This is a genomic window from Streptomyces sp. NBC_00442 (assembly GCF_036014195.1).
Lineage (GTDB): Bacteria > Actinomycetota > Actinomycetes > Streptomycetales > Streptomycetaceae > Streptomyces.
The window spans coordinates 1194472-1217196 of record NZ_CP107918.1 but is presented as its reverse complement, the minus strand read 5'-3'; the positions used below and the strand labels follow the sequence as shown (position 1 = coordinate 1217196).

The 22725-nt window shown below is 71.4% G+C and carries 18 protein-coding genes; 3 read left to right on the top strand and 15 right to left on the bottom strand.

Translation table 11 applies throughout. From position 1 onward, the window contains the following. Positions 1-88 precede the first annotated feature (88 nt). The 3 genes from OG432_RS05540 to OG432_RS05530 all read right to left on the bottom strand — a co-directional run bounded on the left by OG432_RS05540 (position 89) and on the right by OG432_RS05530 (position 7941). Positions 89-5005 (bottom strand): DNA repair ATPase, encoded by a 4917-nt coding sequence (locus OG432_RS05540; RefSeq protein ID WP_328308316.1) that lies wholly within the window; start codon positions 5003-5005, stop codon positions 89-91. Between the two features lie 85 nt (positions 5006-5090). Continuing rightward, positions 5091-7277, bottom strand: coding sequence for a flotillin family protein (locus OG432_RS05535; protein WP_328308314.1), 2187 nt, complete (start codon positions 7275-7277; stop codon positions 5091-5093). A gap of 52 nt (positions 7278-7329) precedes the next feature. After that, complete coding sequence (locus OG432_RS05530; protein ID WP_328308313.1) at positions 7330-7941, bottom strand: hypothetical protein; 612 nt, start codon at positions 7939-7941, stop codon at positions 7330-7332. Positions 7942-8348: 407 nt separating this feature from the next. On the opposite strand from OG432_RS05530, the gene OG432_RS05525 reads away from it, so the two are divergent. Further along, complete coding sequence (locus OG432_RS05525) at positions 8349-9359, top strand: PucR family transcriptional regulator (protein ID WP_328315007.1); 1011 nt, start codon at positions 8349-8351, stop codon at positions 9357-9359. Between the two features lie 27 nt (positions 9360-9386). Here the strand turns inward: OG432_RS05525 and OG432_RS05520 are convergent, their stop codons facing one another. From OG432_RS05520 to OG432_RS05485, 8 genes are all read right to left on the bottom strand, one after another. Then, the gene (locus OG432_RS05520) at positions 9387-10748 is read right to left on the bottom strand and encodes a phosphatase PAP2 family protein (protein ID WP_328308312.1); all 1362 of its coding nucleotides are present in this window, start codon (positions 10746-10748) and stop codon (positions 9387-9389) included. Between the two features lie 181 nt (positions 10749-10929). Further along, entirely contained in the window at positions 10930-11721 is a 792-nt protein-coding gene (locus OG432_RS05515; RefSeq protein WP_328308311.1) for a uracil-DNA glycosylase, read from the bottom strand. A gap of 77 nt (positions 11722-11798) precedes the next feature. Further along, entirely contained in the window at positions 11799-12521 is a 723-nt protein-coding gene (locus tag OG432_RS05510; RefSeq protein ID WP_328308309.1) for a GAF and ANTAR domain-containing protein, read from the bottom strand. A 5-nt stretch (positions 12522-12526) separates the two neighbouring features. Then, positions 12527-13225 carry a GAF and ANTAR domain-containing protein gene (locus tag OG432_RS05505; RefSeq protein ID WP_328308307.1) on the bottom strand — a complete coding sequence of 233 codons (699 nt, stop codon included), beginning with the start codon at positions 13223-13225 and terminating at the stop codon, positions 12527-12529. A gap of 277 nt (positions 13226-13502) precedes the next feature. Beyond that, positions 13503-13943 carry a DUF5994 family protein gene (locus tag OG432_RS05500; protein WP_328308305.1) on the bottom strand — a complete coding sequence of 147 codons (441 nt, stop codon included), beginning with the start codon at positions 13941-13943 and terminating at the stop codon, positions 13503-13505. Positions 13944-14321: 378 nt separating this feature from the next. Next, complete coding sequence (locus tag OG432_RS05495) at positions 14322-15185, bottom strand: slipin family protein (RefSeq protein WP_328308304.1); 864 nt, start codon at positions 15183-15185, stop codon at positions 14322-14324. A gap of 61 nt (positions 15186-15246) precedes the next feature. Continuing rightward, complete coding sequence (locus OG432_RS05490) at positions 15247-15540, bottom strand: hypothetical protein (RefSeq protein WP_328308303.1); 294 nt, start codon at positions 15538-15540, stop codon at positions 15247-15249. A 5-nt stretch (positions 15541-15545) separates the two neighbouring features. Further along, positions 15546-16142 carry a DUF5994 family protein gene (locus OG432_RS05485; protein WP_328308301.1) on the bottom strand — a complete coding sequence of 199 codons (597 nt, stop codon included), beginning with the start codon at positions 16140-16142 and terminating at the stop codon, positions 15546-15548. Between the two features lie 1202 nt (positions 16143-17344). On the opposite strand from OG432_RS05485, the gene OG432_RS05480 reads away from it, so the two are divergent. Further along, a complete protein-coding gene (locus OG432_RS05480) occupies positions 17345-17707 on the top strand; it encodes an STAS domain-containing protein (RefSeq protein WP_328308299.1) in 363 nt (120 codons plus the stop codon). Here OG432_RS05480 and OG432_RS05475 read toward each other — a convergent pair. Then, the gene (locus tag OG432_RS05475) at positions 17704-18807 is read right to left on the bottom strand and encodes a hypothetical protein (RefSeq protein ID WP_328308297.1); all 1104 of its coding nucleotides are present in this window, start codon (positions 18805-18807) and stop codon (positions 17704-17706) included. The genes OG432_RS05480 and OG432_RS05475 overlap by 4 nt on opposite strands. Positions 18808-19078: 271 nt before the next feature. Further along, positions 19079-19609 (bottom strand): SMI1/KNR4 family protein, encoded by a 531-nt coding sequence (locus OG432_RS05470; RefSeq protein ID WP_328308295.1) that lies wholly within the window; start codon positions 19607-19609, stop codon positions 19079-19081. A gap of 217 nt (positions 19610-19826) precedes the next feature. Between OG432_RS05470 and OG432_RS05465 the strand changes: the two genes are divergently transcribed. Continuing rightward, positions 19827-20267 carry a hypothetical protein gene (locus OG432_RS05465; RefSeq protein ID WP_328308293.1) on the top strand — a complete coding sequence of 147 codons (441 nt, stop codon included), beginning with the start codon at positions 19827-19829 and terminating at the stop codon, positions 20265-20267. 73 nt (positions 20268-20340) lie between these two features. Here OG432_RS05465 and OG432_RS05460 read toward each other — a convergent pair whose 3' ends face one another. Beyond that, positions 20341-21219: a DUF6461 domain-containing protein gene (locus OG432_RS05460; RefSeq protein ID WP_328308291.1), complete on the bottom strand. Its 879-nt coding sequence runs from the start codon at positions 21217-21219 to the stop codon at positions 20341-20343. 128 nt (positions 21220-21347) lie between these two features. Further along, the gene (locus OG432_RS05455; protein ID WP_328308289.1) at positions 21348-22577 is read right to left on the bottom strand and encodes a magnesium and cobalt transport protein CorA; all 1230 of its coding nucleotides are present in this window, start codon (positions 22575-22577) and stop codon (positions 21348-21350) included. Positions 22578-22725 lie beyond the last annotated feature (148 nt).

Below are 22725 nucleotides of genomic sequence, written 5' to 3'. Positions count from 1 at the left end.
ATCGCGCGCTTGCGGGGGCCCGCGGCGAAGCCGGCGTCACGCCGCGGCATGAGTCCATCCGCGGTGTCGGACGGCCCGTCCCGGCCCGTCACGCCGGTTTGTCGGGGCCCGGGTGTCGGCTTGCGACGGGCCGGGCGACCGGGTTGGCCAGGGCGTACCGGGGATCGCCTGTGCGGACGATCGCCGTTTCGACCGCCGCGATGCGGTCCGCCAGCAGGGCGAGCGCCGCGACGGCGCGGGTGAGCGGGTCGCCCTCGGGGCCGCCCAGCGCCTGCGTGCGCACGTACGCGGAGGTGATCTCCGCCCAGCGTGCTTCCTGCTCGGCGGTGAGAGTGCCCCGCAGCCCGGCCAGCTTGAGGAGGTTGGCTTCGGCGCCCGTGGTGAGGGTCTGCGCCTCGCCCGAGTAGTGGTCGTCGATGACGGCGGCGAGCTCGGCCTCGTTCATGACGGGGTCGATCCGCGCGGCGATCTTGTTCATGTTGCGGTACGAGCCCTGGAGCTGGAACGGCGGTTCCGCGCGGGCGCTGTCGCTCTGCGCCGCGGACGCCATGTAGGCGGCGTTGACGGCGAGAACGGTGGACCGGGCGGTCAGCAGGTGACGCAACACCGTGAGGATGCGCTCCAACTCGGCAGGTGCGTAAGGGTGGTTGAGCCGGTCGGCTCGGGCGGACGGGTCGTGTTCGGCGAGACGCACCAGCAGATCGAGGTCCGCGCGGTCGCGCCCGGCGAGCGGGGCGAGCACCGGGTTCGCGGTCAGCGCGTTCTCGACGAAGCTCAGCGCGAAAGCACTCTCCTTGCCGGTGAGCACGGAGCCGAGGTTCCATACGTCGGCGCGGTTGGCCAGCATGTCGGGGATGGTGAAGAGCTGCCCGGACTCGGTATAGGGGTTGCCCGCCATGCAGACGGCGAAGCGCTTGCCGCGCAGGTCGTGGCTGCGGGCCCGGCCGTCCCGTACGCCCTCCATGCGGCGGGTGGCGTCGCACAGCGGGATGAACTTCTGGAGCAGCTCCGGCGAGGTGTGCTGGATGTCGTCGAGGTAGAGCAGCGTGTTGTTGCCCGCTTCGAGCGCGAAGTTGATCTTCTCGACCTCTCGGCGGGCAGTGGCGTCGGGTGCCTCGGACGGGTCGAGCGAGATGACGCCGTGGCCGAGCGCCGGGCCGCTGACCTTGACCAGGACCAGGCCGAGCCGGTTCGCCACGTACTCCATCAAGGTCGTCTTGCCGTAGCCGGGCGGGGAGATGAGCAGCAGCAGGCCACTGCTGTCGGTCCGCTTGGTGTCACCCGTCGTGCCGAGCTGCTTGGCCAGGCTGTCGCCGATGAGCGGCAGATAGACCTCGTCGAGGAGGCGGTTGCGCACGAACGACGACATGACCCGCGGCTGGTACTCCTCCAGGCGGATCCGCCCCCGTTCCGCGGCGACCAGGGCAGTGCGCAGCCGCTGGTAGTCGCGGAATCCCGTGGCGGTCTGCTCCATGAACTCCCTTGTCCGTGCGAGGAGTTCGTCGATGCGCACCACGAGGGTGCGGCCGGGGGTGATGCGCGGATGGGTGCCGAGCAGCCCCTCGACCGTGACGGACACGGGCGCCTCGCAGTCGTAGCGGACGAGGTCCGGACAGAGTTCCACGGCGACCGCCTCCGCCAGATCGCCCTCGTCGAGGGGCTCGCCCGCCGCCAGGGCGTAGGAGGAGAGCCAGGCCTCGACGAGCTGGCGCCGGTCGGCCAGGGCGTCGAGCGCCGTCACGTCCTCCTCGTATGCCGAAGTGCCCGCCGCCCGGCGGAACTTGTCGAGCAGGTCACGGGTGGCGGCGCGCGTGACGAACCCGTCGGGAGCGCACGCCAGCTCGTCGAAGAGGTACGCGGCCGCCGGGCCCGCATCCCCCATGGCGGCGGCGAGTTCGGCCAGGAACGCGTCGATGGCCGGGGCGAGACCGAACGTGGCGCGGGCGCGGGCCAGTGACGTCGCGCGCCGCGTCCAGGCGGCCCGCTCGGGACCGGTGGTGCGGTGCGCCCAGAAGAGCTGGGCCTCGGCGCGGGCCACGGGCCCGTGGCGGAGCAGGCCCGCGCCCTCGTGCAGCCGCAGCAGGGCGCCGAGCACCAGGGCGGCGTCATGGTCGTGGACGCCCCGCTCGTACCCTTCGTCGTACGCCGCGCCGGCGGCCCGCCGCACGAGCGCCGAAAGATCGGCGTCGGCGAGGGCGGCCGCCCCGTGCTCGGTGAACAGGCGCACGGCGAGGTACTCGGCGCGGTACACCTCGGCGTTCTCGGACGGCAGAGACTGCTCCCAGTGGGGGCGCGTCACCGCGAACGCCGGGTCCTGGACCGGGGAGCGGTAGTCCGTGCCGGTGAGGGCGAAGGCCAGGCCGTCGCCGTGCGGCACCAGGGTCAGGTCCAGCGGCTGGGTGTTCACCGCGAACGTGTGGCGCCCCAGGCGTACGGTCCTGCCGCCGTCCGCGTACAGCTCGCTGCGGTCGCGAAGGGTGCGCCCGGCCTCCTGGCGGGCCGCCTTGATCCGGCCGTCCAGCTCCTCGGCCCTGACGCGGTCGCCCAGTTCGCGCAGTTCGTCCGCTGTCCTGCGGACCTTGGCGACCATCGGGTCGGAGGCGAAGTAGGTGTTGACCGCGTCCAGGTCGGCGAGGCCCGTCAGGCGTCGGGCGATCGTCTCCAGGACGCGGGCGGCCGAGTCGGCCAGGCGTTCGGCGCGGCGGGCGCGGGCGTCCTGCAGCGTCTGCTTGCGGGCCGAGAACGCCTCGTACACCTCGGTGCGCCTGGTGCCGAGTTCGGCGAGCGCGTCGTCACAGTGCGCGAACCGCGACTCCAGGTCCTCCAGGCGCAGCAGGAGCCCGGCGAGGTGTTCGTCGCAACGCTCGGGGGTGTCGGCGGTGGCGAGCGCCCCGGTGACGGACTGGCCCAACAATCCGATTTCCGCGGCGAGTTCGGCCGCACCCTCGTGGGTGCGCAGGTCGCGGGTGCGTGCGTCGAGGGTGGCGCGGGCCCGGTTGACGCCGCCGAGGACCTCCGCGATCCGCTCCAGGATCGAGGTGCGGACGGTGGCGTCGCCGACGTCGAGGCCCGCCACCACCTCGGTGACGGTCCTGAGGCCCTCGGTCCGCTCGTCGAGCCGGGCCGCGACCGGGTCGGCCTCGGCGACCGTCGCGATCCCCTCGGCCTGCGACGCGAGCTGGGCGATGTCCTCGTGATACCCGGCGAACGCGTCGTCGCGCGCGAGGAAGGCCACGGCCCGCTGCGCGAAGGAGGCGATGTCGCCCGTGACGTCCGCGGCGAGCTCGTCGATGCGCGCGGTGTCCGCGTACCGGAGGTCCCTGAGGGTGATCAAGTGCCCTTGTGCGCGGCGCAGTTCGGTGAGACCGGCCACCCAGTCGACTGCGCCGCGCGGCGTCTCGCCGCGCAGCCGGCGCACCAGCGACGCGATCCGGGCAGCGGCCTCCTCCAGGGCCTCGGCCGCCTGCCGGGTGAGGGTCTGCACGGTCTCGAACTCGGCCAGCACCTGCTCGGCCGTGGTACGCACCTCGCTCAACGGGCCGAGCAGGTCGCCCACGTCGGAATCGCCCAGCCAGTGATGGGTGTCGGCGGTGCGCACACAGGATGCGAGCAGGGCCTCGTACACGCCGGTGGTCGGCGCGCCGGTCTCGGTGACCGCACGGGCGACGAAGAGACAGTCGGAGATGCCGCGCACGAGGTCCGCGTTGCCGATGCGGGCCAAGGGCCCCCCGCCGGCGGGCCGGGCGGCCGCATGGGTGTCGCTGACGTAGGGCGAACGCCACCGCTGGATCGGGTGGATCCGGGCGGCTTCGGCGGCGGCGCCCGTGAGGTCGGCGCGCAGCACCAGCAGCGTGCCGTCGTCGAACAGCGCGTGGCCGTGGCAGGAGAGCGGGGCGGCGACCGTCTTGCGGATGGCGTGGTACGGCAGGAGAAGGCCGTGGCCCTCGGCCCGCGCGTGGAAGGCGTACAGCACGTCCTCGCCGCCCGGTGAGCGCAGGATCCGCTCGAACTCCAGGCCGTCGGTGGCGATGTCGAACGTCTTGGCGGCGCCGGTGGCGAGATAGTAGCCGCCGGGGAAGACGAGGCCCTGGTCGTCGGGCAGCCGCAGGCACGCCTGCCCGATGCCGTCGAGACGCACAACGGTCCTGGTGGCGCGGTTGAAGACGAGGTGGCGCCACGCCTCCTCCTTGTAAGGGCGCACGCGCAGCAGGATGAGCCGGCCCGCACGGGCGTACTCGACGTCGGCGTCGGCGAGCGACTGCAGCGGCTCGTCGACCGGCTCGGAGTAGATCCCCCGCGCCGTCTCGGTGGTGTTCTCGTCCTTGACGGTCAGGACGCCGCCGACCGTCGCCACGAACACCTCGCCGCCAATGGAGACGTGCGGGTGGCGGCCGAGCACGTGGTCCTCGCGGGTGGCCGCGGTCCACTCGACGTCCTGGGACGGCGGGAAGACGTGGTCGCGCTCTCCGCGGGCGTCCAGGAACGTGACGCTGTCGTCGGCGTCCACGGCCCAGCGCAGCACCCGGATGTCGTCGCCGCTCTCGCCGGTCCGGAAGACGGCGAGCAGCTTCCCCTCGACGCGGCGCAGCCGCAGCAGCCGGGCCTGCCGGTAGTAGCGGTGGAGCTCGGTGAACTCGCGGACGAACGCCGGGTCGTCGAGCAGGCCGGGCACGGCGTCCTCGGGGACCCGTTCGAGATCGCGGTCGTACAGCGCGAAGACGTCACCGACGGCGGTCGCGTCCTTCGAGCCGAGGGCCCCGCTGTACCCGAACAGCAGCCGGTCGCCGACCGCGACGACATCGCGGGCCACGCAGGGCTCCGCGGTGCGCAGGTGATCGGTGCCGGTCAGGGACAGCTCGGTGGACCCGAACTCCTCGCCGCGGCGGGTATTGAGCGCCTCGGCCCTGCGGGCCAGCTCGGCCGCCTGCGCGGCCAGCCGGTCCCGCAACACCTCGTAGGTGCCCGCGTCCATCGCGGACGAGGACGAGGGGGACGTGCTGTTCATGGTGGGGGCTCCCTGCGGGTGCGTACGTACGGGACCCGGGCTTGGGCCGCCGCGGCCCGGACCCGGGCTCATTCCCGGCCGGGACTCAGGCCGTGGCCGAACCGTTGGACGGCCCGCTGACCGAACCGTTGACCGGCCCGCTGACCGAACCGTTGACCGGGCCGTTGGCGGAGCCGTTGACCGGGCCGTTGGACGACCCGCCGGCCGGGCCGGTCAGTGCCGAGACCGGCAGGTCCGTGAGCCCCAACTGGCCCGCCTTGTCCAGCAGTTCGCCCAGCCGGGCGGCGTTGGCGCCGCCGGAGTTCATCATCTTCATCAGGAGCGCGGACACCGTCAGGTTCTGCACATCTCCGGTGGACACCGAGCCGAGCACACGGGTCACGTCCTCGGGGAAGCTCGCGCTCCCGTCGAGCCAGGGCCCCGCGAGTGCCTGCGCGGTCTCGGAGTGCCGCACGAACGCGTCGACGCTCTGCCCGAGGGAGATCGAGGACACCAGCCGGTCGAAGAAGACGGACTCGCCGCCGACGATGTTGATGTCGGCCTTCTCCAGGCCGGTGGCAAGGACCGAGGCCTGCGCCTCCGCGACCTGCCGCTGCGCGGTGAGCCCGGCCAGGCGGATCTCCTTCTCCGCGGCGAGCCGCAGCCGGTACTCCTCGTGGCCGCGCGAGGCGTCGTCGAGCGCCGCCATCGCGGCCGCCTTCTCGGTCAGGCCCTCGGCCTCCGCCTTCAGCTTCTCGCCGATCATCGCGGCGTCCGCCGTGGCCTGCGCCTGGGTGCCCGCCGCGGCCGCGAGCGCCTTGAGCCGGGACCCCTCGGCCTCCGCCTTCAGGCGGGCTCCGGTCGCCTCGGCCTCGGCGCGGCCGGTTTTCTCGATGACCTCGGCCTCCTTGTCGCGGACCTGGACCTGGGCGAGACCTTCGGCCGCCGCCTCCGCCTGGAGACCCTCGGCGAGCCGCAGCTTGGCACGCGCGTCGAGATCGGCGGACTTCAACCGGGCCTCGGCCAGCGTGAGTTGCTCGGCGGCGCGGTGCTTGGCGGCCGCCTCCGCGGCCTCCGCCGCCTTGATGTCCTTGACCAGCTTCTCCTGAGCCTCCGCCTCGGCGCCGATGATCACGGCCTGCCGGGTGCGCTCGGCCTCCTCGACCATGCGGAGCTTCTTGATCGACTCTTCCTGCTCGGCCACCGTGCGGTCGACGGCGATCCGCTCCCTGACCACGTCGGCCACCTCGCGGCGCTCGGCCTCGACCTCCTTGTCCTTGGCGATCGCGGACAACGCCGTCTCCCGTTCACGGCCGATGACTTCGAGCATCCGGTCCTTCTCGATGCGCTCGTTCTCGACCGCGATGACCCGCTCACGGTTCTTCTGCGCGACCGCGATCTCCCGGGCCTGGTTCTCCCGCTGCACCCCGAGCTGCTCCTCCGTGCGCAGGAACGCGGTCTGCGCGCCGAGCCGCTCCTCCTCCTGCACCTTGGACGTCGCGGCCTCCTCGCGGGCGCGCAGTGTCTCGACCTCGCGGCGCTGCTTGATCTCGGCCTCGGCCTGGCGCCGCTCAAGCTCCAGGATGGTCTCCCGAGCGTCCACGTTCTGCCGGGTGATCTCCTTCTGCTCGGTGCGCTGGTACTCGTTGGTGCGTACGTGCTCGACGGCCGTCAGCTCGGTGATCTTGCGGATGCCCTGCGCGTCGAGGATGTTCGCCGCGTCCAGCTGTGTCATCGGGGTCTGTTCGAGGTGGTCGATGGCGGCGTCGTCGAGGTGGTAGCCGTTCAGGTCGGTGCCGATGACCCGGATGATCCGGTCCCGGAACTCCTCGCGCTTGGTGTAGAGGTCCACGAAGTCGAGCTGCTTGCCCACGGTCTTGAGAGCCTCGGAGAACTTCGCCGCGAAGAAGTCCTGGATGGCGACCCGGTCACTGGCCCGCTGGGTGCCGATCGACTGCGCGACCTTGATGACGTCCTCGACCGTCTTGTTGACCCGCACGAAGAACGAGATGTGGATGTCGGCCCGGATGTTGTCCTGGCAGATCAGGCCCTCGCGCCCGGTGCGGCGGATCTCGATGGTCTTCACCGAGATGTCCATGTACTCGGCCTTGTGCAGCACCGGAAGGACCACGGCTCCGGTGAAGGTGACATCGACCTTCTTGGTCTTGGAGATGATCAGCGCCCTGCCCTGCTCCACCTTCCGGAACAGCTTGCCGACCACCAGGAGCAGGGCGATCGCGATGAGCAGGACAACGGCGACGAGTACGCCGAGGCCCAGGGAAATGGCATCCATGAGACGTCCTTGGGACAGGTGGAGTGAGAAGGGGGAGGGCGGGGCGGACGCGTCAGGTGCGGGTGCGCGGGTCGAGCGCCGCGTCGTAGGGCGCGACCCAGAAGAACTCGCCGTCGTCGTCGAACGCGTACAACAGGCCCGTGCTGCCGAGCCGCAGGGGCTCGGTCCCGCTCTGGCGGACCTGCACCAGGGCGGTCGATCCGTCGGTCGCCGCGACCTCCGCCTGACCGAAGTCGACCGAGACGGAGCCGGTACGGATCGTGCAGGTCAGGCCCACGAAGTCGAGCCGGGAGGGCGGCGGGTGGTCGGGGAGGGCGCGCCGCAGAAGGCCGGCGATGAACCGGGTGAGGAGCCAGCCGCACAGCAGGGCCACGGCCAGCACCCCGGCGTCGAGGGCCGCGCCCGCGGCACCGGACGCCCCGGAGCGGCGTACCAGGACGGAACCGGTGAGGCTGACGAACCAGGAGATCCCGGTGAGCAGCGACACCGCGACGCTCACGGGAACACCGCCCCCGCCGAGCACGTGGCCGTGCACGTCCCCGTTGAAGGTGTTGTGCTCGGCGGCTCCCACGAGCACGAGGAGCCAGAAGACGACGACGACGATCAGGGCCGCGCTGAACAGTGCGGCGGGGAATCCGAGCGCGGCAGAGACGAACTCCGTCATCCTGGCGCCCCCTTCGCTGATGTCCCGGTGATGGTGATACCGGGACGCACCGGGGTTCTCCGGCACCAGGCGCGTCGTCGCTCGCCGGCACCGGAGCCGTCCCCCCGTGTTTCCCCTCGGCCATCTTGGCCACGGGGCACGCCTGTTCGCACTGCCGGATCCCGGCAGTCTTTACGCTTCTCCGATGCCGGATACTGACCCTGGGGGCCCACCACCCGCTCACGCGGTCCCGCGTCGAGCGGCGGGCGCCGACGGAGCGTCAAGGAGTCGGCTCCGGCGCATGGACATCAGGAGAACCAGTGACGGGGCAGGGCACGGGGCGGGGCGGGGCGCAGGGCACGGGACAGGCCGCCGGACGGGCCGGCGGGCAGGCAACATCGACGGACTACCTCGACGGATACGCCCGCATACTGGCCGAAACCTGCGCCACCGGCCGCCGGCTCACCCGCGACGAACTGGAGTCGCGCCGCGCCCTGGGCGGACGCGCCGCCGAAGCGGGCCACAGCCTGCGCGCGCTGGTGCAGCAGCACTTGGCTACGGCCCGCACCGCCTGCTCCGACCTGCCGCGCGCCTCCTTCGACCACCTCCTGGCCACCGTCGGCCAGGTCATCGACGCCCTGGCCGAAGGACACGAACGCGCCCAGCTCCTCGCCGTACGCCAAGAGGAGGCATCGCGCCGCGAGTTCATCGACGACCTTCTGTTCGGGCGCAGCGACCCGGGAAACCTGGCGGAGCGCTCGGAACGCTTCGGGCTGCTGCTCTCCCACACCCATGCCGTGGCCGTGGCCGAGGGCCCGGACGCCTACGACGACGCGCACCCCGCCACCCAACGGGTCCAGCAGGCGCTGTTCGGCCGCTTCGGCAACCGCCACATCCTGACCACCACCAAGGACGGCCGGCTCATCTGCGTCGCCCCGGCCGACCAGGACGACGTCCTGCGCCACTTCGCCAAGCAGGCCTACGCGGCCACCGCGGGCCGGGTCGCCGTCGGCCGGCCGCAACCCGGCGCGGGAGGCGTCGCGCACTCCTACGAGGAAGCGCTCAACGCCCTCGACCTCGCCACACGCATGAACCTGGAAGGCCCGGTGCTGCACGCCGCCGACCTGCTGGTCTTCCCCGTCCTCATGCGCGACCGCCAAGCCATGGCGGACCTGGTGCACCGTGCGCTCGGCCCGCTGCAACGGGCGCGCGGCGGCGCCCAGGCGCTCCTGGACACCCTCACCGCCTACTTCGACGCGGGCTGTGTCGCGGCCGAGGCGGCCCGCCGGCTCAGCCTGAGCGTGCGGGCCTTCACCTACCGCCTGGAGCGCATCCACCAGCTCACCGGCGCGGATCCGGCGGACCCGGTCCACCGCTACACCCTGCAGACCGCCGTCATCGGGGCCCGGCTCCTGGACTGGCCGGCGAACGAGCTGTGACGGGGGCGCGGCCCTTCACCGCAGGACTCACACCGGCTCGGGGTGCGGCTCCGGCAGCAGTACGGGTACGGGGTCCGGCTCCCAGGCCCGCGTGGTCCGCAGGTATCCATGGATGACCGAGAGCATCGCCAGAACGACGAGCGGGCCGGACACCCACGGGTGCTCCGCCATCGTCACCGGCACGAAGCGGTACGCCAGCAGGAGCGCCGCGAAGACCGCCGTGCCGTACGCGACCAGACGGACCCCCGACCGGTCCCAGCCGCGGTCGAAGGTGCGCAGCGCCGCCTCGACGGTGAGCGAGAACACGACGCCGGCCACGAGGTCCACGCCGTAGTGGTACCCGAAGCCCAGCGTCGCGCCGAGCGTGGCGACCAGCCAGAACGCCCCCGCGAACCGCAGGAGTCGCGGCCCCTTCCGGGTGTGGACGAAGATCGCGGTGGCCCACGCCGTATGAAGACTCGGCATGCAGTTGCGCGGCGTGATCCCGTCGTACGGCACCGGGTGCGGAACGCCGACGGCCGGCGGTGTGTGCGGCCACAGATTGGCCACCGCCCATTCCACGCCGCCGGTGCCGGAGGTACCGGGACCGTAGGCGAAGACCGGCCCGACCACCGGGAAGATCATGTAGATGGCCGGCCCGAGGAGGCCGATCACCAGGAAGGTGCGGACGAGATGGTGGCGCGGGAAGCGGCGCTCGGCCGCCACGTTGCGCAGCTGGTAGAGGGCGACCACCACCGCGGCCACCGCGAGCTGTGCGTAGACCACATGCACGACATGGCCGCTGAGCGGGCCCATGGCCTTGAGTATGCGGCCCGCGGCCCAGGAGGGATTGCCGAGTGCGTGATCGGCGGTCGCCACATACGGGTCGAGCACGGTGGGGCGGGTCTTGGAGGTGATGAGCAGCCAGGTGTCACCGATCTTGCGGCCGGTCACGAGGAGCAGCCCCAGGCCGACGCCCTTCAGGAGCAGGACGCGTTCGTCACCGGTGCGGCGCGTGATCGCGACGACGGCGCAGCCGAGCATCGCCCACAGCGCGCCATTGCCGAAGTACTGCCCCTCGGGCACCTTGGCGCCGGCCGCCCACCGCACCAGCACGAAAACGATGTCGACCCCGACGGCCGCCCCGGCCGCGACGAACCGCTGCCGCCAGGTGAGCACCACCATCGTCAGGGCCAGACCGCCGTACAGGGGTCCCGGCTTGGCCGCGAAGACCAGCTCGCGCAGCTGGGCGGTGACCGGCCCGGGTATGCCGCAGCGCCGCGCGAAGACCTCCAGCGCGACGAGGAAACCGAGCGCCACCACACCGGCGGCGCCCCACACCGCCCCCCGCGCCCGGCCCCGGGGGGCGAGCTGCGCGGTGCGAGGTGTCCGACTCGTCCCAGGGGACATGCGCGAAAATATGCGTATCAATTGTCTGGCCGTTTAGGTAGGTGCTGGTCGGTGAGGACGGGGGCTCGCCCCGCGGTCGATCATGCCATTGGGGTACGGCGGGACATCCGGCGCCTTCGCCCATCGCTGTGCGGGGGCCGCCGCGGTGCTCACCGGCCGCCGCGGTGCTCACCCTGCCGGCTCATCCGCTCAAGCCCGCCAGCTCCGCGGCCTGGTGGAGCAGGTCGACGAGCATGGGAGAGGTCAGGCGCCCGGTGAACGTGTTGCGCTGGCTGGGGTGGTAGCAGCCGATCACATGGAGTTCGCCGATGGCCGCCCGTCCGCGCTCCTCGCCCCGGCGCAATGTCACCACGGTGCCGTGCGCGAACGGGGGCCGGGGGCGCGGCAGTTGCCAGCCGGCGTCGGCGAGGACGGGCAGAAGCGTCTGCCAGCCGAAGGCCCCCAGGACGACGATCACCCGAGGGCCCAGCAAGGTGAGCTCGGCCGCAAGCCACGGCCGGCACGTGTCCCGCTCGGCGGGCGTCGGCCTGTTCCCGGGAGGAGCACAGTGCACGGGGGAGGTCACCCTGACCCCGTACAGCTCCAGGCCGTCGTCGGCGGTGGTGGCCGTGGGCCGAGAGGCGAGACCCACGGCGTGCAGGGCGGCGAAGAGGAAATCGCCCGACGCGTCCCCGGTGAACATGCGGCCCGTCCGGTTGGCGCCGTGAGCGGCCGGCGCGAGACCGACCACCACCAGGGGTGCGTCGTGCGGCCCGAACCCCGGCACCGGCCTGCCCCAGTAATCCCAGTCCCGGAAGGCGGCCCGCTTCGTCGCGGCGACCTCCTCGCGCCAGGCGACCAGCCGAGGACAGGCCCGGCACCCGACGATCCGGCCATCGAGCTCGCCGACCCCGCCGGCGCGCGCCGCCTGGAACACGGGGTAGCCGCGATCCTCGGCGGAAGGTCGCGCGTTTTGGCTGCGGGCCTCGTCCATGGGCCCACGCTACCGGTGCGTCCACCAGGCAACGACGACGCTGCGGTGGAAAGCGCCGTACCGAGGAACGGTCGGTCTCAGATCAGGGCGCTGTGCTGAGGACCGTTGTCGATGATCTGGCGGGCGAGGTCGGAGATGCGCAGACCGTTGGTCCGGGCATAGGTGCGGAAGCGGTCGAAGGCGTCGTCGAGGCTGGTGTTCCAGCGTTCGGCGAGGATGCCTTTGGCCTGTTCGATGACGATGCGGCTGGTCAGGGCGGCCTGGAGCTGGTCGCGCTCGACGTAGGTCTGCTCCAGGGTGCGCTGCTGGAGGATCGCGATGGTGGCGACGTCGGCCAGCGCCTGGGCGAGCGCGGTGTTCTCCGGGGTGAGCGTGCCGGGTTCGGTGTGGAAGAGGTTCATCGCGCCGACGATGCGGGTGCGCAGCCGCAGGGGCAGGGCGTGGGTGACGGCGAAGCCGTTCTGCCGTGCCTGCTGGGCGAAGTGCGGGAAGGCGGCGGTGGCCTTCGGGTCGGTGAGGTCGATGCTGGTGTGCTGCGTGCCACTGCGGAAGGTGTCCACACAGGGCCCCTGGTCGTGCTGGATGGCGAAGAGTTCGAGGAGGTGGGTGTTCTCGTCGGAGGCGGCGATGGTGTGGAGCTCGCCGTGTTCGTCGCCGAGCATGATGCCGGCCGCCGAGATCCCCAGCAGTTCGACGCACCGCACGGAGAGGCTCTGGAGGAATTCGATGACGTCGAAGTCGTCGATCAGGGAGTCCGCCAACTCCACAAAGACCTCGGCCAGGCGTTGTTCGCGACCCATGACACTCATCCCCTATCGCCGTCGGGCACCTGGGGCCCGGTCTTGTCGTCGTTGAATCGCAGCCGCCTGGCCACCACGTCCTGCGCGACCTCGGTGATCGGACGGTCCTGTGTGTAGGCGTAGGCGCGCAGTCGCATCACGGCTTCGGCGAGGGGCCGTCCCAGCTGCACGCTGATCATTCCGGTGGCCTGGTGGACGACCGCCCGTCGCAGGGCCTGGGGCACGCCCTGGGTGCCGCCCAGAAAGCGTGCGGTCAGCAGCCGGGCCAGGGCCGTGGCGTCGTCGGCTTCCTGCGCGGACATGGCGCGCGGCTGACTGCGCACCGCGGTCACCACCCCGACCTTGATGGCGCCAAGGTCCAGGGGGAAGGCGAACACCGCTCGCACGGGCAGGCCGTCCAGGGCCCCCAGCAGGGCCGGCCATCGTTCTGGCCGCACCTGGGCGAGGTCGGGCACCCGTACCGTGCGGCCGGAGACGAGAGCTTCGGGGCCGGGTCCCTCGCCGACGGTGAACTGAAGGTCCTCGAACTCGGCCGACGCGTTGCCGTGGCACCACACCAACTCCGTATGCCCCCTGTCCACGACCAGCGAGACGGCCAGACCGTCGGCATCCAGAAGGCGGGCGCACAGGTGCGCAAGCTGATCGTCCGTGCGAGCACCCGACCGGATTTCGCGCAGAACGTAGGCAGCCTGCTCGCTGAGCACTACAACCCGCCCGCTTTCCTTCGGCCGACAGCCTGTGCTTGCAGATGGGAATGCCGGATCAGCCGGGCGCCCTCGACGCCGGGGTAGTGGGGAACACCTCGGTGAGGCCGGTCCCCGCGGACAGCAGACACATGCTGCCACAAGTCTAGACCGCCCGACCCGACCGCCGTCCGCTGCCGGCGGGCGGCGACCAGGGGCGGCGGGGGCCTGTGGAACCGGTCCCGGAACGCCTGTCCCGGGGCAGGGCGGCATCGGCCGAGTCCTGAGCCGGCCCGGCTCACGTCCGTTGCGCGGACGCACGCCGAAGGGGTGCGCCCGGCCGGTCGGCTGCGGGGCCGTCCGCCATGGACAGGAGGCGCAGTGCCTCGGTCTTCTCGGTGCGCGTCGGCACGACCAGCAGGTCCCATCGGCCATGGCCGGGGGCGACGAGGCAGATCGTGTCCGGGGTGCGGTTGCTGGTGGCCCGGTGCAGTCGGATCACGTGGTTGGCGACGAGGATCCGGCCGGGAAAGGCCGACCACATGGCAGCGTTCACGGTGGCAAGGGCGATCTGCGGCCACGAGTGGGGCAACGCCCGTATCAGGCGCGGCAGTTCGGTGGTCAGGTCGTCCGAGCGGGGCCACCAGACGCCGTCGACGGGGCGGGGCCCGTTGCCCGGCGGCGTCAGGTGCAGGCGTACCGGCAGCAGGGACGAAGGGGGGCGGAGGGTCGTGGTCATGGGTTCGGGTCCTTCGGTGGGGAGGGCGGGCGGGGGATGGGCGGCGGGCGTCGTCGTGGCCGGGAACGGGCCCGTAGACCTTCATCCACGCGGCCGAGACGTCCGAGCGGGCGGATGACGTCGTGTGGACGGGTCCGTCCGGCCCGGTCGGCGCACGGCGAGCGGGAGTGCGGGGACGGGGCATCCCGTGGGCATCCACCGAAGCCGACCGTGCGCCGACCGGCTGCCGGTTGCCGGCCGGCGGTCGCAAAGGCCGACGGAGCATCCGCCGAAGGCCCGGTGAGGGGCGGCGATGGGAGGGAACTGACGGACACGGTGGGCTCCCGGGCTCGGCGTGGCGCTGCGGGCGGACCGGCCGGGTCTGGGGCCAGAGGGGGGTCAGTTGTACTGGGGGAGTGAGCCGGGCTTGTTGTTCGGCCCCGGGGCGGCCTCGGTGACGTCGGCCGGGTGCGGGGTCGGCGGCGCTCCCGCGGCTGCCGCTTCCCGGCTGAGGAAGGCGCCCAGTTCGCCGATGGTGCTCATCAGGGGTGCGGGGAAGACGACGGTGGTGTTCTTGTCGACGCCTATCTCCACGAGGCTTTGCAGGTTGCGGAGTTGGAGCGCGAGGGGGTGGGCCATCATGGTGTCGGAGGCGTCTCCGAGTGCTGCCGCGGCGAGCGATTCGCCTTCGGCGTTGATGATTTTGGCTCGCTTCTCGCGCTCGGCCTCGGCCTGTCGGGCCATCGCGCGTTTCATGCTGTCGGGCAGTTGGATGTCCTTGAGTTCGACGAGGGTGACCTCGACGCCCCACTCGGCGGTGGCGACGTCGAGGATCTCGCGGATGCCCAGGTTGATGCGGTCGGTCTCCGACAGCGTCTCGTCCAGGGTGTGCTGGCCGACGACCTTGCGCAGGGTGGTCTGCGCGATCTGGTTGATGGCGGCGTTCACGTTCTCGATGGCGATGACGGACTTCACGGCGTCCACGACGCGGAAGTAGGCCACGGCCGACACGTCCACGCTGACGTTGTCGCGGGTGATGATGCCCTGCGACTGGATCGGCATCGTCACGATGCGCAGCGACACCCGGTGCAGTACGTCGACGAGGGGAATGATGGTCCGCAGCCCGGGAGCACGCGTGCCGGCCAGGCGCCCCAAGCGGAAGAGCACTCCCTGTTCGTACTGCTTGACGATCCTGAGGGACAGGGCCAGGGCCAGCAGCGCAAGGAGGGCGACGATGACAACGAGCGTGATCAGAAGCGGCATGGTGGGGCTCCCGTGAATGAGGCCGGCGGCCCCTGACCGAGTCCCGGTGACGGGACGCGGATCAGAGGTGAGGCATGGATCGACTGCCGTCCTCCCGGCGGAAGCGGCGCCGCAGAAGACGCAGACGTCCTGGCCCTCCCTCGCGCTCATCGTGGCGGGCCGGTACGGCAGGCGGATCCGCCTGGGCGGGAGCCCGCGGAGCAGGGCCGCTGCGCGCGTCCCGGCCACGGGGCTGGAAGCGGGAGTAGCGGTGGAGCGCTATCCGGTCGGCGTGCTGCGCGTTGAGCAGATGGATCACGCGTGCCGCGCCGACGATCAGGAGCAGGGTGATCACGATGGTCAGGGCCGTGGTCATTGCGGTCACATCCCCACGAGGAGGCGGCTGGGGCGCGCCGCCACAACGGCGTAGCTGGAGGAGGCGCCGCCCTCGTACTCCCACGCCTCCTCAGGGTCCTGCAGCCCGTCGACGGCCGTCGCGTCGTGCAGAGCCGCCTCTGCGTCCATGAGGGCGCTCGCGGTGAGCTGCGGGCCGTCGCTGTCGGTTGCGGCGGCCATCAGCCGGGCGGCCGCGGGGGCGGCGGTCTCCGGCGGGATGACGAGGAGGTCCCAGCGTCCGGCCGTATAGGACAGAAGCAGAAGCTTGTGCGGGTCGAGCTCGTCCTTGAACCAGCCCGCCTTCACCACGTGCCCGGTCACCGGGATCTTCCGTGGAACGACGGGCCAGTGCCGGGGGTTGACCGCGATACGAGTGATCCGGGCCCACCGCGTGTCGAGGACGTCGATCAGTGCGGGAAGTTCACGCAGCAGGTCACGTGAGCGGGGCCACCAAGCGCCGTCGAGGAGCCCGGGGGTAGCGCCGGGGGGTTTCAGCGCGATGCGCGCGGCCGAAGGTGGCGCCGGAGGTGGCGGGGGCTCGCGCTGGAGGAACAATCGCGGGTCGGTCGTGGTCGCGGACATGGCGCGAACCTGTCTCCGGGGGCACTGTCCTTGGACGACGCCCGGTGTCTTTGCTCACCGGGAACGACGTCGGCGTGAAGGCCAGTGTGCGAAATGCTCCCGGTGGCCCAACCGTACTCCTCCGCGTCCCGGTCGGCACGGACCATGCCCAGCTCCGGCACCGGAACGGCCGCGCCGCCACGCCCCGCGTCCGGCACGGAACGGCCACGCTGCCGCACCCCGCGTCCGGCACCGACCCCGTGGGGACACCGCCGGCCGTGGCGAGGGGCCGCGGGTGCCCAGGTGCTCCGGCCGGACCCCGCTCGGCCATGGCGAGTGCGCACCGGCTGGATTCGCATGGTTGCTTCGTGAGGAGACCGGCCTACGATGCCTGGTAGAGACAAGGGCGAGCGGTACGCGAACCGCGCACCGAGTGGTTCAGCCGACCGCCCCTTGGCCCCCAGCCCCCGGGCCTGCGCCACCGTCCACCCCTGTGATCAGGGGTCGCCGGAGTCGCTGCTCCGCATACGGCGGCTCCGGCCCTTCGTCCTCCCATGGCTGTTCGAGCCGGGGCCCTTCCTGCGGGCCCCGGATGCCGGTGAGGACTGCGGGAGCGAGGAGAGTGCGGAGGGGAGCCCACCTCCTCGTGCAGGCGGCCGCCGTCACACCGTCCGTGACCGGACGGCGGCCGCCTGCCCTACGTCGAGACCACGCAGGCTCCAACTGCCCATCGTGGCCTCGGATCTGCGGTTCTGCCGTTCCGCCGTTCTGCCGTTCTGCCGTGCACGCGGGCCCTTCGTCATGGACCCGGGATCGCCCTCGAGCGTGCTTCGAATCTACCCGGGGGTGCCCTGCTTGGCCCCCGCCCGGCCCGGCTTTGGCCGGAGGCAGCCCCTCCGGCCCGACGGTCCGTCGACCCAACTGCCGCGCCCACCCCGGATCAACCCGTGGACCGGTCTCTGCCCTCGCTGTCTCGACTGGTGGAGCGACCGTGTCAAGGGTGCGGCGCGATTATCACCCTTTCAGGTGGGTGTTCGGGTGTGTTGACGTTTCTGCAACCATGCCATTCCTTACGCTAGTTGAGCGTTGCCCCAGCCCTTGGTGACGGTCCGACGACCACGAACTCCCCGTCCTGCGGGGGCCTCACGTCAGGAACCGCCTTGAGCATCCAGGATGCGAACGCAGCATCGGGGCAGCACCGGCGTCACCTTGTGCCGGGGAGCATGCCGGCCCCGTACCGGCGCACCCGTAGTTACTTCGTCTACGGCATCACCGTGGTCGAGATCCACGGCACCATCGACCTGAGCACCGTCCCCGGAATACGGGTGCACATCGACGCGGCCACTGCCCCGCACGGCGCCCAGGTGATCGTGGATCTGCGGCCCGTGGAGTTCCTCGACTGTTCCGCCCTCACCCTGTTGTGCCGGGCACGGCGCAGGGTGCTGGAACGCGACGGCCGACTGGCCCTGGTCTGTGTCCGGCCCTGGCACCTGCGGATTCTCGAAGTCGCCGGGCTCCGGGAACTCTTTCGGCCCCTCGCCACAGTTCAGGACGCCGTCGGCCGAGGAGGCTGGACCAGTCCCTAGAGCCTGTCCGGCGGAGGGGGCACACAGGACCCGTGGCCGGGTGGCGGGGAGTCGTCCGGCCGCGGACAGCCACGGGCATCGAGGCTCAGGGGGCGCCGGCGCGTCCGCAGCCAGTACGAACGGGCCGCCACCGCCAACGCGCATCCGTACCCGGCGAATGCCGTCATGCCGACCCAGCCGACCAGGAGCACGTCCTGAGGTGAGGGGAAATCGCCCTTCTGGATGGTCACCACGTCCATCGTGGCCATCGCCACATAGCCGAGGCCGAGCACACCGTACGGGGCGAGCGTGGCGGCGCCGATCAGGGCCGGAGCCAGCGGGAGCCAGAGCGGGACGCGACGTCCTCGTAACAACGGCGTCCAGCGTGGGAAGACCTGCCCCCAAGGCCGCACGAGGCCCCACAGCAGGAACACGCCGAGCACGGCCAGCAGCATCGTGGCGTCCAGGCCCCACGACTCCAGGGTGAGCCAGATGCCCGAAGCGCCGTTGCGCTCGGAGATCGCGCGCATCCGCGCACCGGATGTGCCGGCGAAGGTGCCGCCGAAGGCCCAGATCTGCTTCATCACCGCATAGGGGAGGAAGGCCGCCGTGCCGGCCCAGGCCGCGAGGTGAACCGGCCGGGGTGCGGCAGAGGGCGCCGGGGTGGCGGCCGCGCCAGTCGGCGGCCGATCGGAGCGGGCGGTGGCCGCGAGCAGGAGCGCCCCGGACGCCGCCAGAGCGTGATGCGCGGCGACGGGCCAACTGTCCACGCCCTGACCGAACATGAGCGTGATCACATCCATGAGCAAGCTGAACGCGGCGAGTCCGGCCAGGCCGAACACCGTCCACAACAGTGCTCGCAGGGCGGGCCGCACTCCGTGGCGCGAGACCGCCGCACAGGCCACTGCCGCCAGGGTCCCCACTGCCGCGACCGCCCAACCCGCCACGGGCGGCCCCAGGATGCCGCCGCGGGAGAACAGGGGAATCCCCTCCAACGCGCAGACCAGGCCGAATCCGGCGTACGCCATCGCCCAGAACAGGGATATCCGGTGCACCCGGCGCGGCCCCCGCTGCCTCCCCGTGCGAAGGGGCGGCTTCATCATCCGTGGATCAGTGGTCATGTTCCGAACGTCGCACGGAGGCCTCGCTCGGGCATCGGCCCCTTGAACGACCTGCCTCCGCCGCCCGGGGGAGCGGCGTGGGACCACGGTATGACGTACGGGGGAGCGGCGTGGGACCCGGTAGACCGTACCGAGCAGCGACTCCGCGCCGCACGGGTCGTCTGCACTGCACTGAGAGCTTTCCGGATCTTTCGCCTTCGTGCGGCCTTCGTGCGGCCTTGTGCAGCCGGTGCCCCAGGTGCCCCCAGTTGTGCAGGAGATGGTGCCGGGTTCAGCGGCAGAGCTCCATGACGGTGTCGTCGAAGTCGGGGAACTCCCGGCTCGCCAGCTCGATCACGGCTGCAGCCGACCGGCGCTGGTTCGGTGCGAACCCTTCGGCGATGGATGCCAACTCTGGATTGGGCCGCGCCTGCCAGTCCGGCTCGTACGAGGTGGCGGCTTCCCAGGGGCCGAAGCCGTCAGCCAGCAGCCACAGGAAGTCGCCCAGGTCGCGGGCGACGACACCGGTCTCTCCCTCGGAGCCGAGGAAGACCACGGGCTGCTCGGCCAGTGGCCGGCTCGGGCGGATGAGCCAGAACGCCGCGTACCCGCCCGTGCCGTCCTGCCCGAACACGCGGAAGTCACTGCCGTCCAGTTCGCTGTTCCCGGTCCATGCCCGGAACCACTCGGTGGTATCGGCAGCGGACAGGAAGGCCGGGAAGGGCTCGAAGTCGACGCCGGACTTCCCGTCGGCGCAGTCGAATCGGACGGCCATCGCAGTGGCCAGCGCGGAGGGGAACTGGCGGTCGTCGGTCTGCTTCACGAGAACAGGCTAGCCAGGGGGTCGGACATCGACGTTCCACGGTCCTGCTCGTCGGACAGCTGCCGGTTCACGGCCGGACGGGACAGACCTCGTCGCGACCGCCCCGGATCCTTTCCAGCGAGGGTCGCGCCGTCCATGGAGCGGCTGGCGTCGCAGCGCTGTTGGCCGGCCGGGGCCCTGGTATGTGCGTGGCGGCCGGGCAGGCTAACGTGCCGGGATGAGCCTTCTTGATGATGTGGCCGAGCGCGACGGCTGGCGATGCTGGGTGTGTGACGAACCGGTCGACCCCGACGAGTCGGTGAACGATCCGCGCGGGCCCAGTGTCGACAGCCGGACCGCCGACCGGAAGGCCAAGGTCACCGAGCGGCTCGCGCACCGCGGGTGCAACAGCCGCAAGGGCGCGGTCAAGGTGGCCATCGCCTGGCCACAGCGCCTGTACGTAGTCGAACCCGCGCCGCTGATCGCCGTTGCCGACAGGCTGGAGCGCAAAGGGGGCCGCGAGATGGTGGGCCGTTGCCCGACCAGGAATGACGCCCAGGAGGCGGCGGACTGGCTGGTGGACCGGTTCTCCCGACTGCTACCGGGGGTGCCGGTGACCGCCGCCATCGAGGAGGGCGGCGGCCAGTTCCTCGTCGTCCTGGCCACCGGACGCCGCTGATCGGGGATCCCCTCGCAGCCGGAGAGACGGCCGAAGCGGGGCGCCCTCCGGGAGCCCTCCACGCGCCCGTTGGCTACTCACCTGTCTCGTGCGGCTCGTGCGGCTCGTGCGGCTCGTGCGGCTCGCGCTGCGAACGGTCCGTCGTCAGAGGCTCGTTGTAGGTGATCACGACGGGCGCGTTCGCCTCCGCCCGTGCCCGGTCCGAAGCCGCCGCGATCTCCTCATAGGTCCATTCCTTGTGGAGACGCTCCCCGTGGGCATCGGTGATGTCGATGACCAGGCCGGCCCACTCCTCGGCGGGCTGTTCCGGGACGAGCCCCAGTTCGTACATGGCGTCCTGGAGGAGGGATTCGGTGACGCGTACGCCGGTGAGTCTCTCGGCCAGAGCGAGAACCGCCGCCTTCTCGTCGACGACCGGGGCGCTCTCGTCGTGCTCTCCCCCGGAAGTCAGAGGGAAGCCGACCGCCCGCATGAGGGGAACCAACGCATCGGGGCTGCTGCCGTCGCGCGCCGAGGGGCCCTCGAACGTCGTACGGAGCTCACCGTCCTCGAACCAGTGGAAGAGGTGGATGGGCTTGCCCCCGTTGGTCGAGTGCACCACGACCCGGCCGCCCTTCGACAGGGCCTGCACGCACGAGCCCTCGATCTCCAGCCCACCGTCGAAGCCGAGGACAAGTGTCCAGTCGCCGTTCTCGCCCGGGGTGCTGAAGGCACCCGCGACGTAGGACTCGTCCCAGTAGTCGTAGTCCGTCTCGGCGCGGTGGGCGTCGTTCGCCTCGATCAGCCCGGTCGTTCCCATCCCGGTGCCGCGCGGTTCTGCCTCCATCGCGCGCAGCACCTCGTGCGGGCTGCGCCCCTGTATCAAAGTCAGGGTGTATCCACTCTCCATCGCGTGGCGGAAGAGCGGCGCGGTGCGGATCCAGGCGTAGTCGTGTGCGGTCACCAAATTCATGGGGCGCAGTGTGCCCCATGCCTCTGACAACTCCCGGTGCAAGCCGGTCCTACTGCTGGAGCTGGAGCTGGAGCTGGTACTGGGGCTGCGCCCAGTCAGTACGAGCGCCAACGCACTGACGCCCCCGCCTACAGCCAGTGCCGCCGCTTGAAGATGAAGTACAGGCTGACGCACACCACCGCCATCAGCAGGATCGCGAACGGATACCCGAAGCCCCAGCCCAGCTCCGGCATGTTCTCGAAGTTCATGCCGTAGATGGTTCCCACCAGTGTGGGTGCAAAGAGAATGGCCGCCCACGACGAGATCTTCTTGATCTCCTCGTTCTGCTCGAAGCCCGCCTCCGCCAGCGCCCGCATCTCCGCGTTCTGTTGCTGGGTGACCAGTGTGGCGTTGACCGTGAGGATGTCGGTGAGGGCCTGGCGGAAGCCGTCGACGCGTTCGCTGATGTGGGTGACGTGGTCGGCCACGTCGCGGAGATAGCGCTGGAGTTCCTCATCGGTGCCGTACTTCGCGAAGCCGGCCATCAAGGCGTGCAGCATGCCGACCAGCGGGCGGGTGGCGCGCTGGAACTCGACCATTTCGCGGGAGAGTTCATAGATGCGGCGGGACACCTCCGGGTCGCCCCGGAAGACCTCCGTCTCGATCTCGTCGATGTCGTTCTGAACGCCCGCGACCACGGGCGCGTACCCGTCCACCACCGCGTCGAGAATGGCGTACAGCACCGCTTCCGGGCCAAGGGCCAGCAGCGCCGGGTCCTCTTCCATGCGGTGGCGGACCGCGGACAGGTCGGGGGCGGCGCCGTGGCGGACCGTGATGAGGAAGTCCCGGCCGATGAAGACGTGGAGTTCGCCGAAGTCGACCTCTTCCGGGGCGTCGAGGTAGCGCGCGGCGCGCAACACGACGAAGAGTGTGTCGCCGTAGCGTTCCAGCTTCGGGCGCTGATGGGCTTCCAGGGCGTCCTCGACCGCGAGCTCGTGCAGGTCGAACTCGGCTGCCAGGGAGTGGAGTTCGGCTTCCGACGGGCGTTGCAGGCCGATCCACGCCATGCCGTCGGGCGTCTCGCGCAGTCGGCGGAATGTCTCCGCGAGGGTGCCTGGCGAGGCGATGTGCCGCCCGTCCCGGTACAGCGAGGACTGCACGATGCTGCCGACCGGCCCGCCGGGCCGGCCGCCGTCCTGCCCGTCCGTCGCCGGTACGTTCGCGTCGCTGGTGGCATCGGGTCCGGCGGGGGCCGGCCATGTTCCGTGGGGCCGGGCGGCGGGAGCCGGATCCGGGGGAGGCGTGGCGTCGGCGGACGGCTGTCTGCGCCAGGAATGCCGCTTCGACGGTCGCGCGGGGCGGTCGTGTCGGTCCGGCATGGCCACCTCACCTCCCGCTCTGCGACCGGCCCGGCGGGCGGCCGAAATGTTCGTCTGCATGCCCCCGCAGCAGGATATACGCCTCAAATGGCGCGGGCATGGGCACGCCGTGGACGTCCTGGTACGTCGTAGCACGTCAGCGCACGTC

What these genes read in the sequence shown, in the direction of transcription:
- OG432_RS05495 (WP_328308304.1), bottom strand. Translation starts at nt 15,185, where the DNA reads ATGCCGCTTCTGATCACGCTCGTTGTCATCGTCGCCCTCCTTGCGCTG.
- OG432_RS05535 (WP_328308314.1), bottom strand. Translation starts at nt 7,277, where the DNA reads ATGGATGCCATTTCCCTGGGCCTCGGCGTACTCGTCGCCGTTGTCCTG.
- OG432_RS05520 (WP_328308312.1), bottom strand. Translation starts at nt 10,748, where the DNA reads ATGTCCCCTGGGACGAGTCGGACACCTCGCACCGCGCAGCTCGCCCCC.
- OG432_RS05515 (WP_328308311.1), bottom strand. Translation starts at nt 11,721, where the DNA reads ATGGACGAGGCCCGCAGCCAAAACGCGCGACCTTCCGCCGAGGATCGC.
- OG432_RS05490 (WP_328308303.1), bottom strand. Translation starts at nt 15,540, where the DNA reads ATGACCACGGCCCTGACCATCGTGATCACCCTGCTCCTGATCGTCGGC.
- OG432_RS05540 (WP_328308316.1), bottom strand. Translation starts at nt 5,005, where the DNA reads ATGAACAGCACGTCCCCCTCGTCCTCGTCCGCGATGGACGCGGGCACC.
- OG432_RS05465 (WP_328308293.1), top strand. Translation starts at nt 19,827, where the DNA reads ATGAGCCTTCTTGATGATGTGGCCGAGCGCGACGGCTGGCGATGCTGG.
- OG432_RS05475 (WP_328308297.1), bottom strand. Translation starts at nt 18,807, where the DNA reads ATGACCACTGATCCACGGATGATGAAGCCGCCCCTTCGCACGGGGAGG.
- OG432_RS05455 (WP_328308289.1), bottom strand. Translation starts at nt 22,577, where the DNA reads ATGCCGGACCGACACGACCGCCCCGCGCGACCGTCGAAGCGGCATTCC.
- OG432_RS05510 (WP_328308309.1), bottom strand. Translation starts at nt 12,521, where the DNA reads ATGGGTCGCGAACAACGCCTGGCCGAGGTCTTTGTGGAGTTGGCGGAC.
- OG432_RS05460 (WP_328308291.1), bottom strand. Translation starts at nt 21,219, where the DNA reads ATGAATTTGGTGACCGCACACGACTACGCCTGGATCCGCACCGCGCCG.
- OG432_RS05500 (WP_328308305.1), bottom strand. Translation starts at nt 13,943, where the DNA reads ATGACCACGACCCTCCGCCCCCCTTCGTCCCTGCTGCCGGTACGCCTG.
- OG432_RS05485 (WP_328308301.1), bottom strand. Translation starts at nt 16,142, where the DNA reads ATGTCCGCGACCACGACCGACCCGCGATTGTTCCTCCAGCGCGAGCCC.
- OG432_RS05480 (WP_328308299.1), top strand. Translation starts at nt 17,345, where the DNA reads ATGCCGGCCCCGTACCGGCGCACCCGTAGTTACTTCGTCTACGGCATC.
- OG432_RS05530 (WP_328308313.1), bottom strand. Translation starts at nt 7,941, where the DNA reads ATGACGGAGTTCGTCTCTGCCGCGCTCGGATTCCCCGCCGCACTGTTC.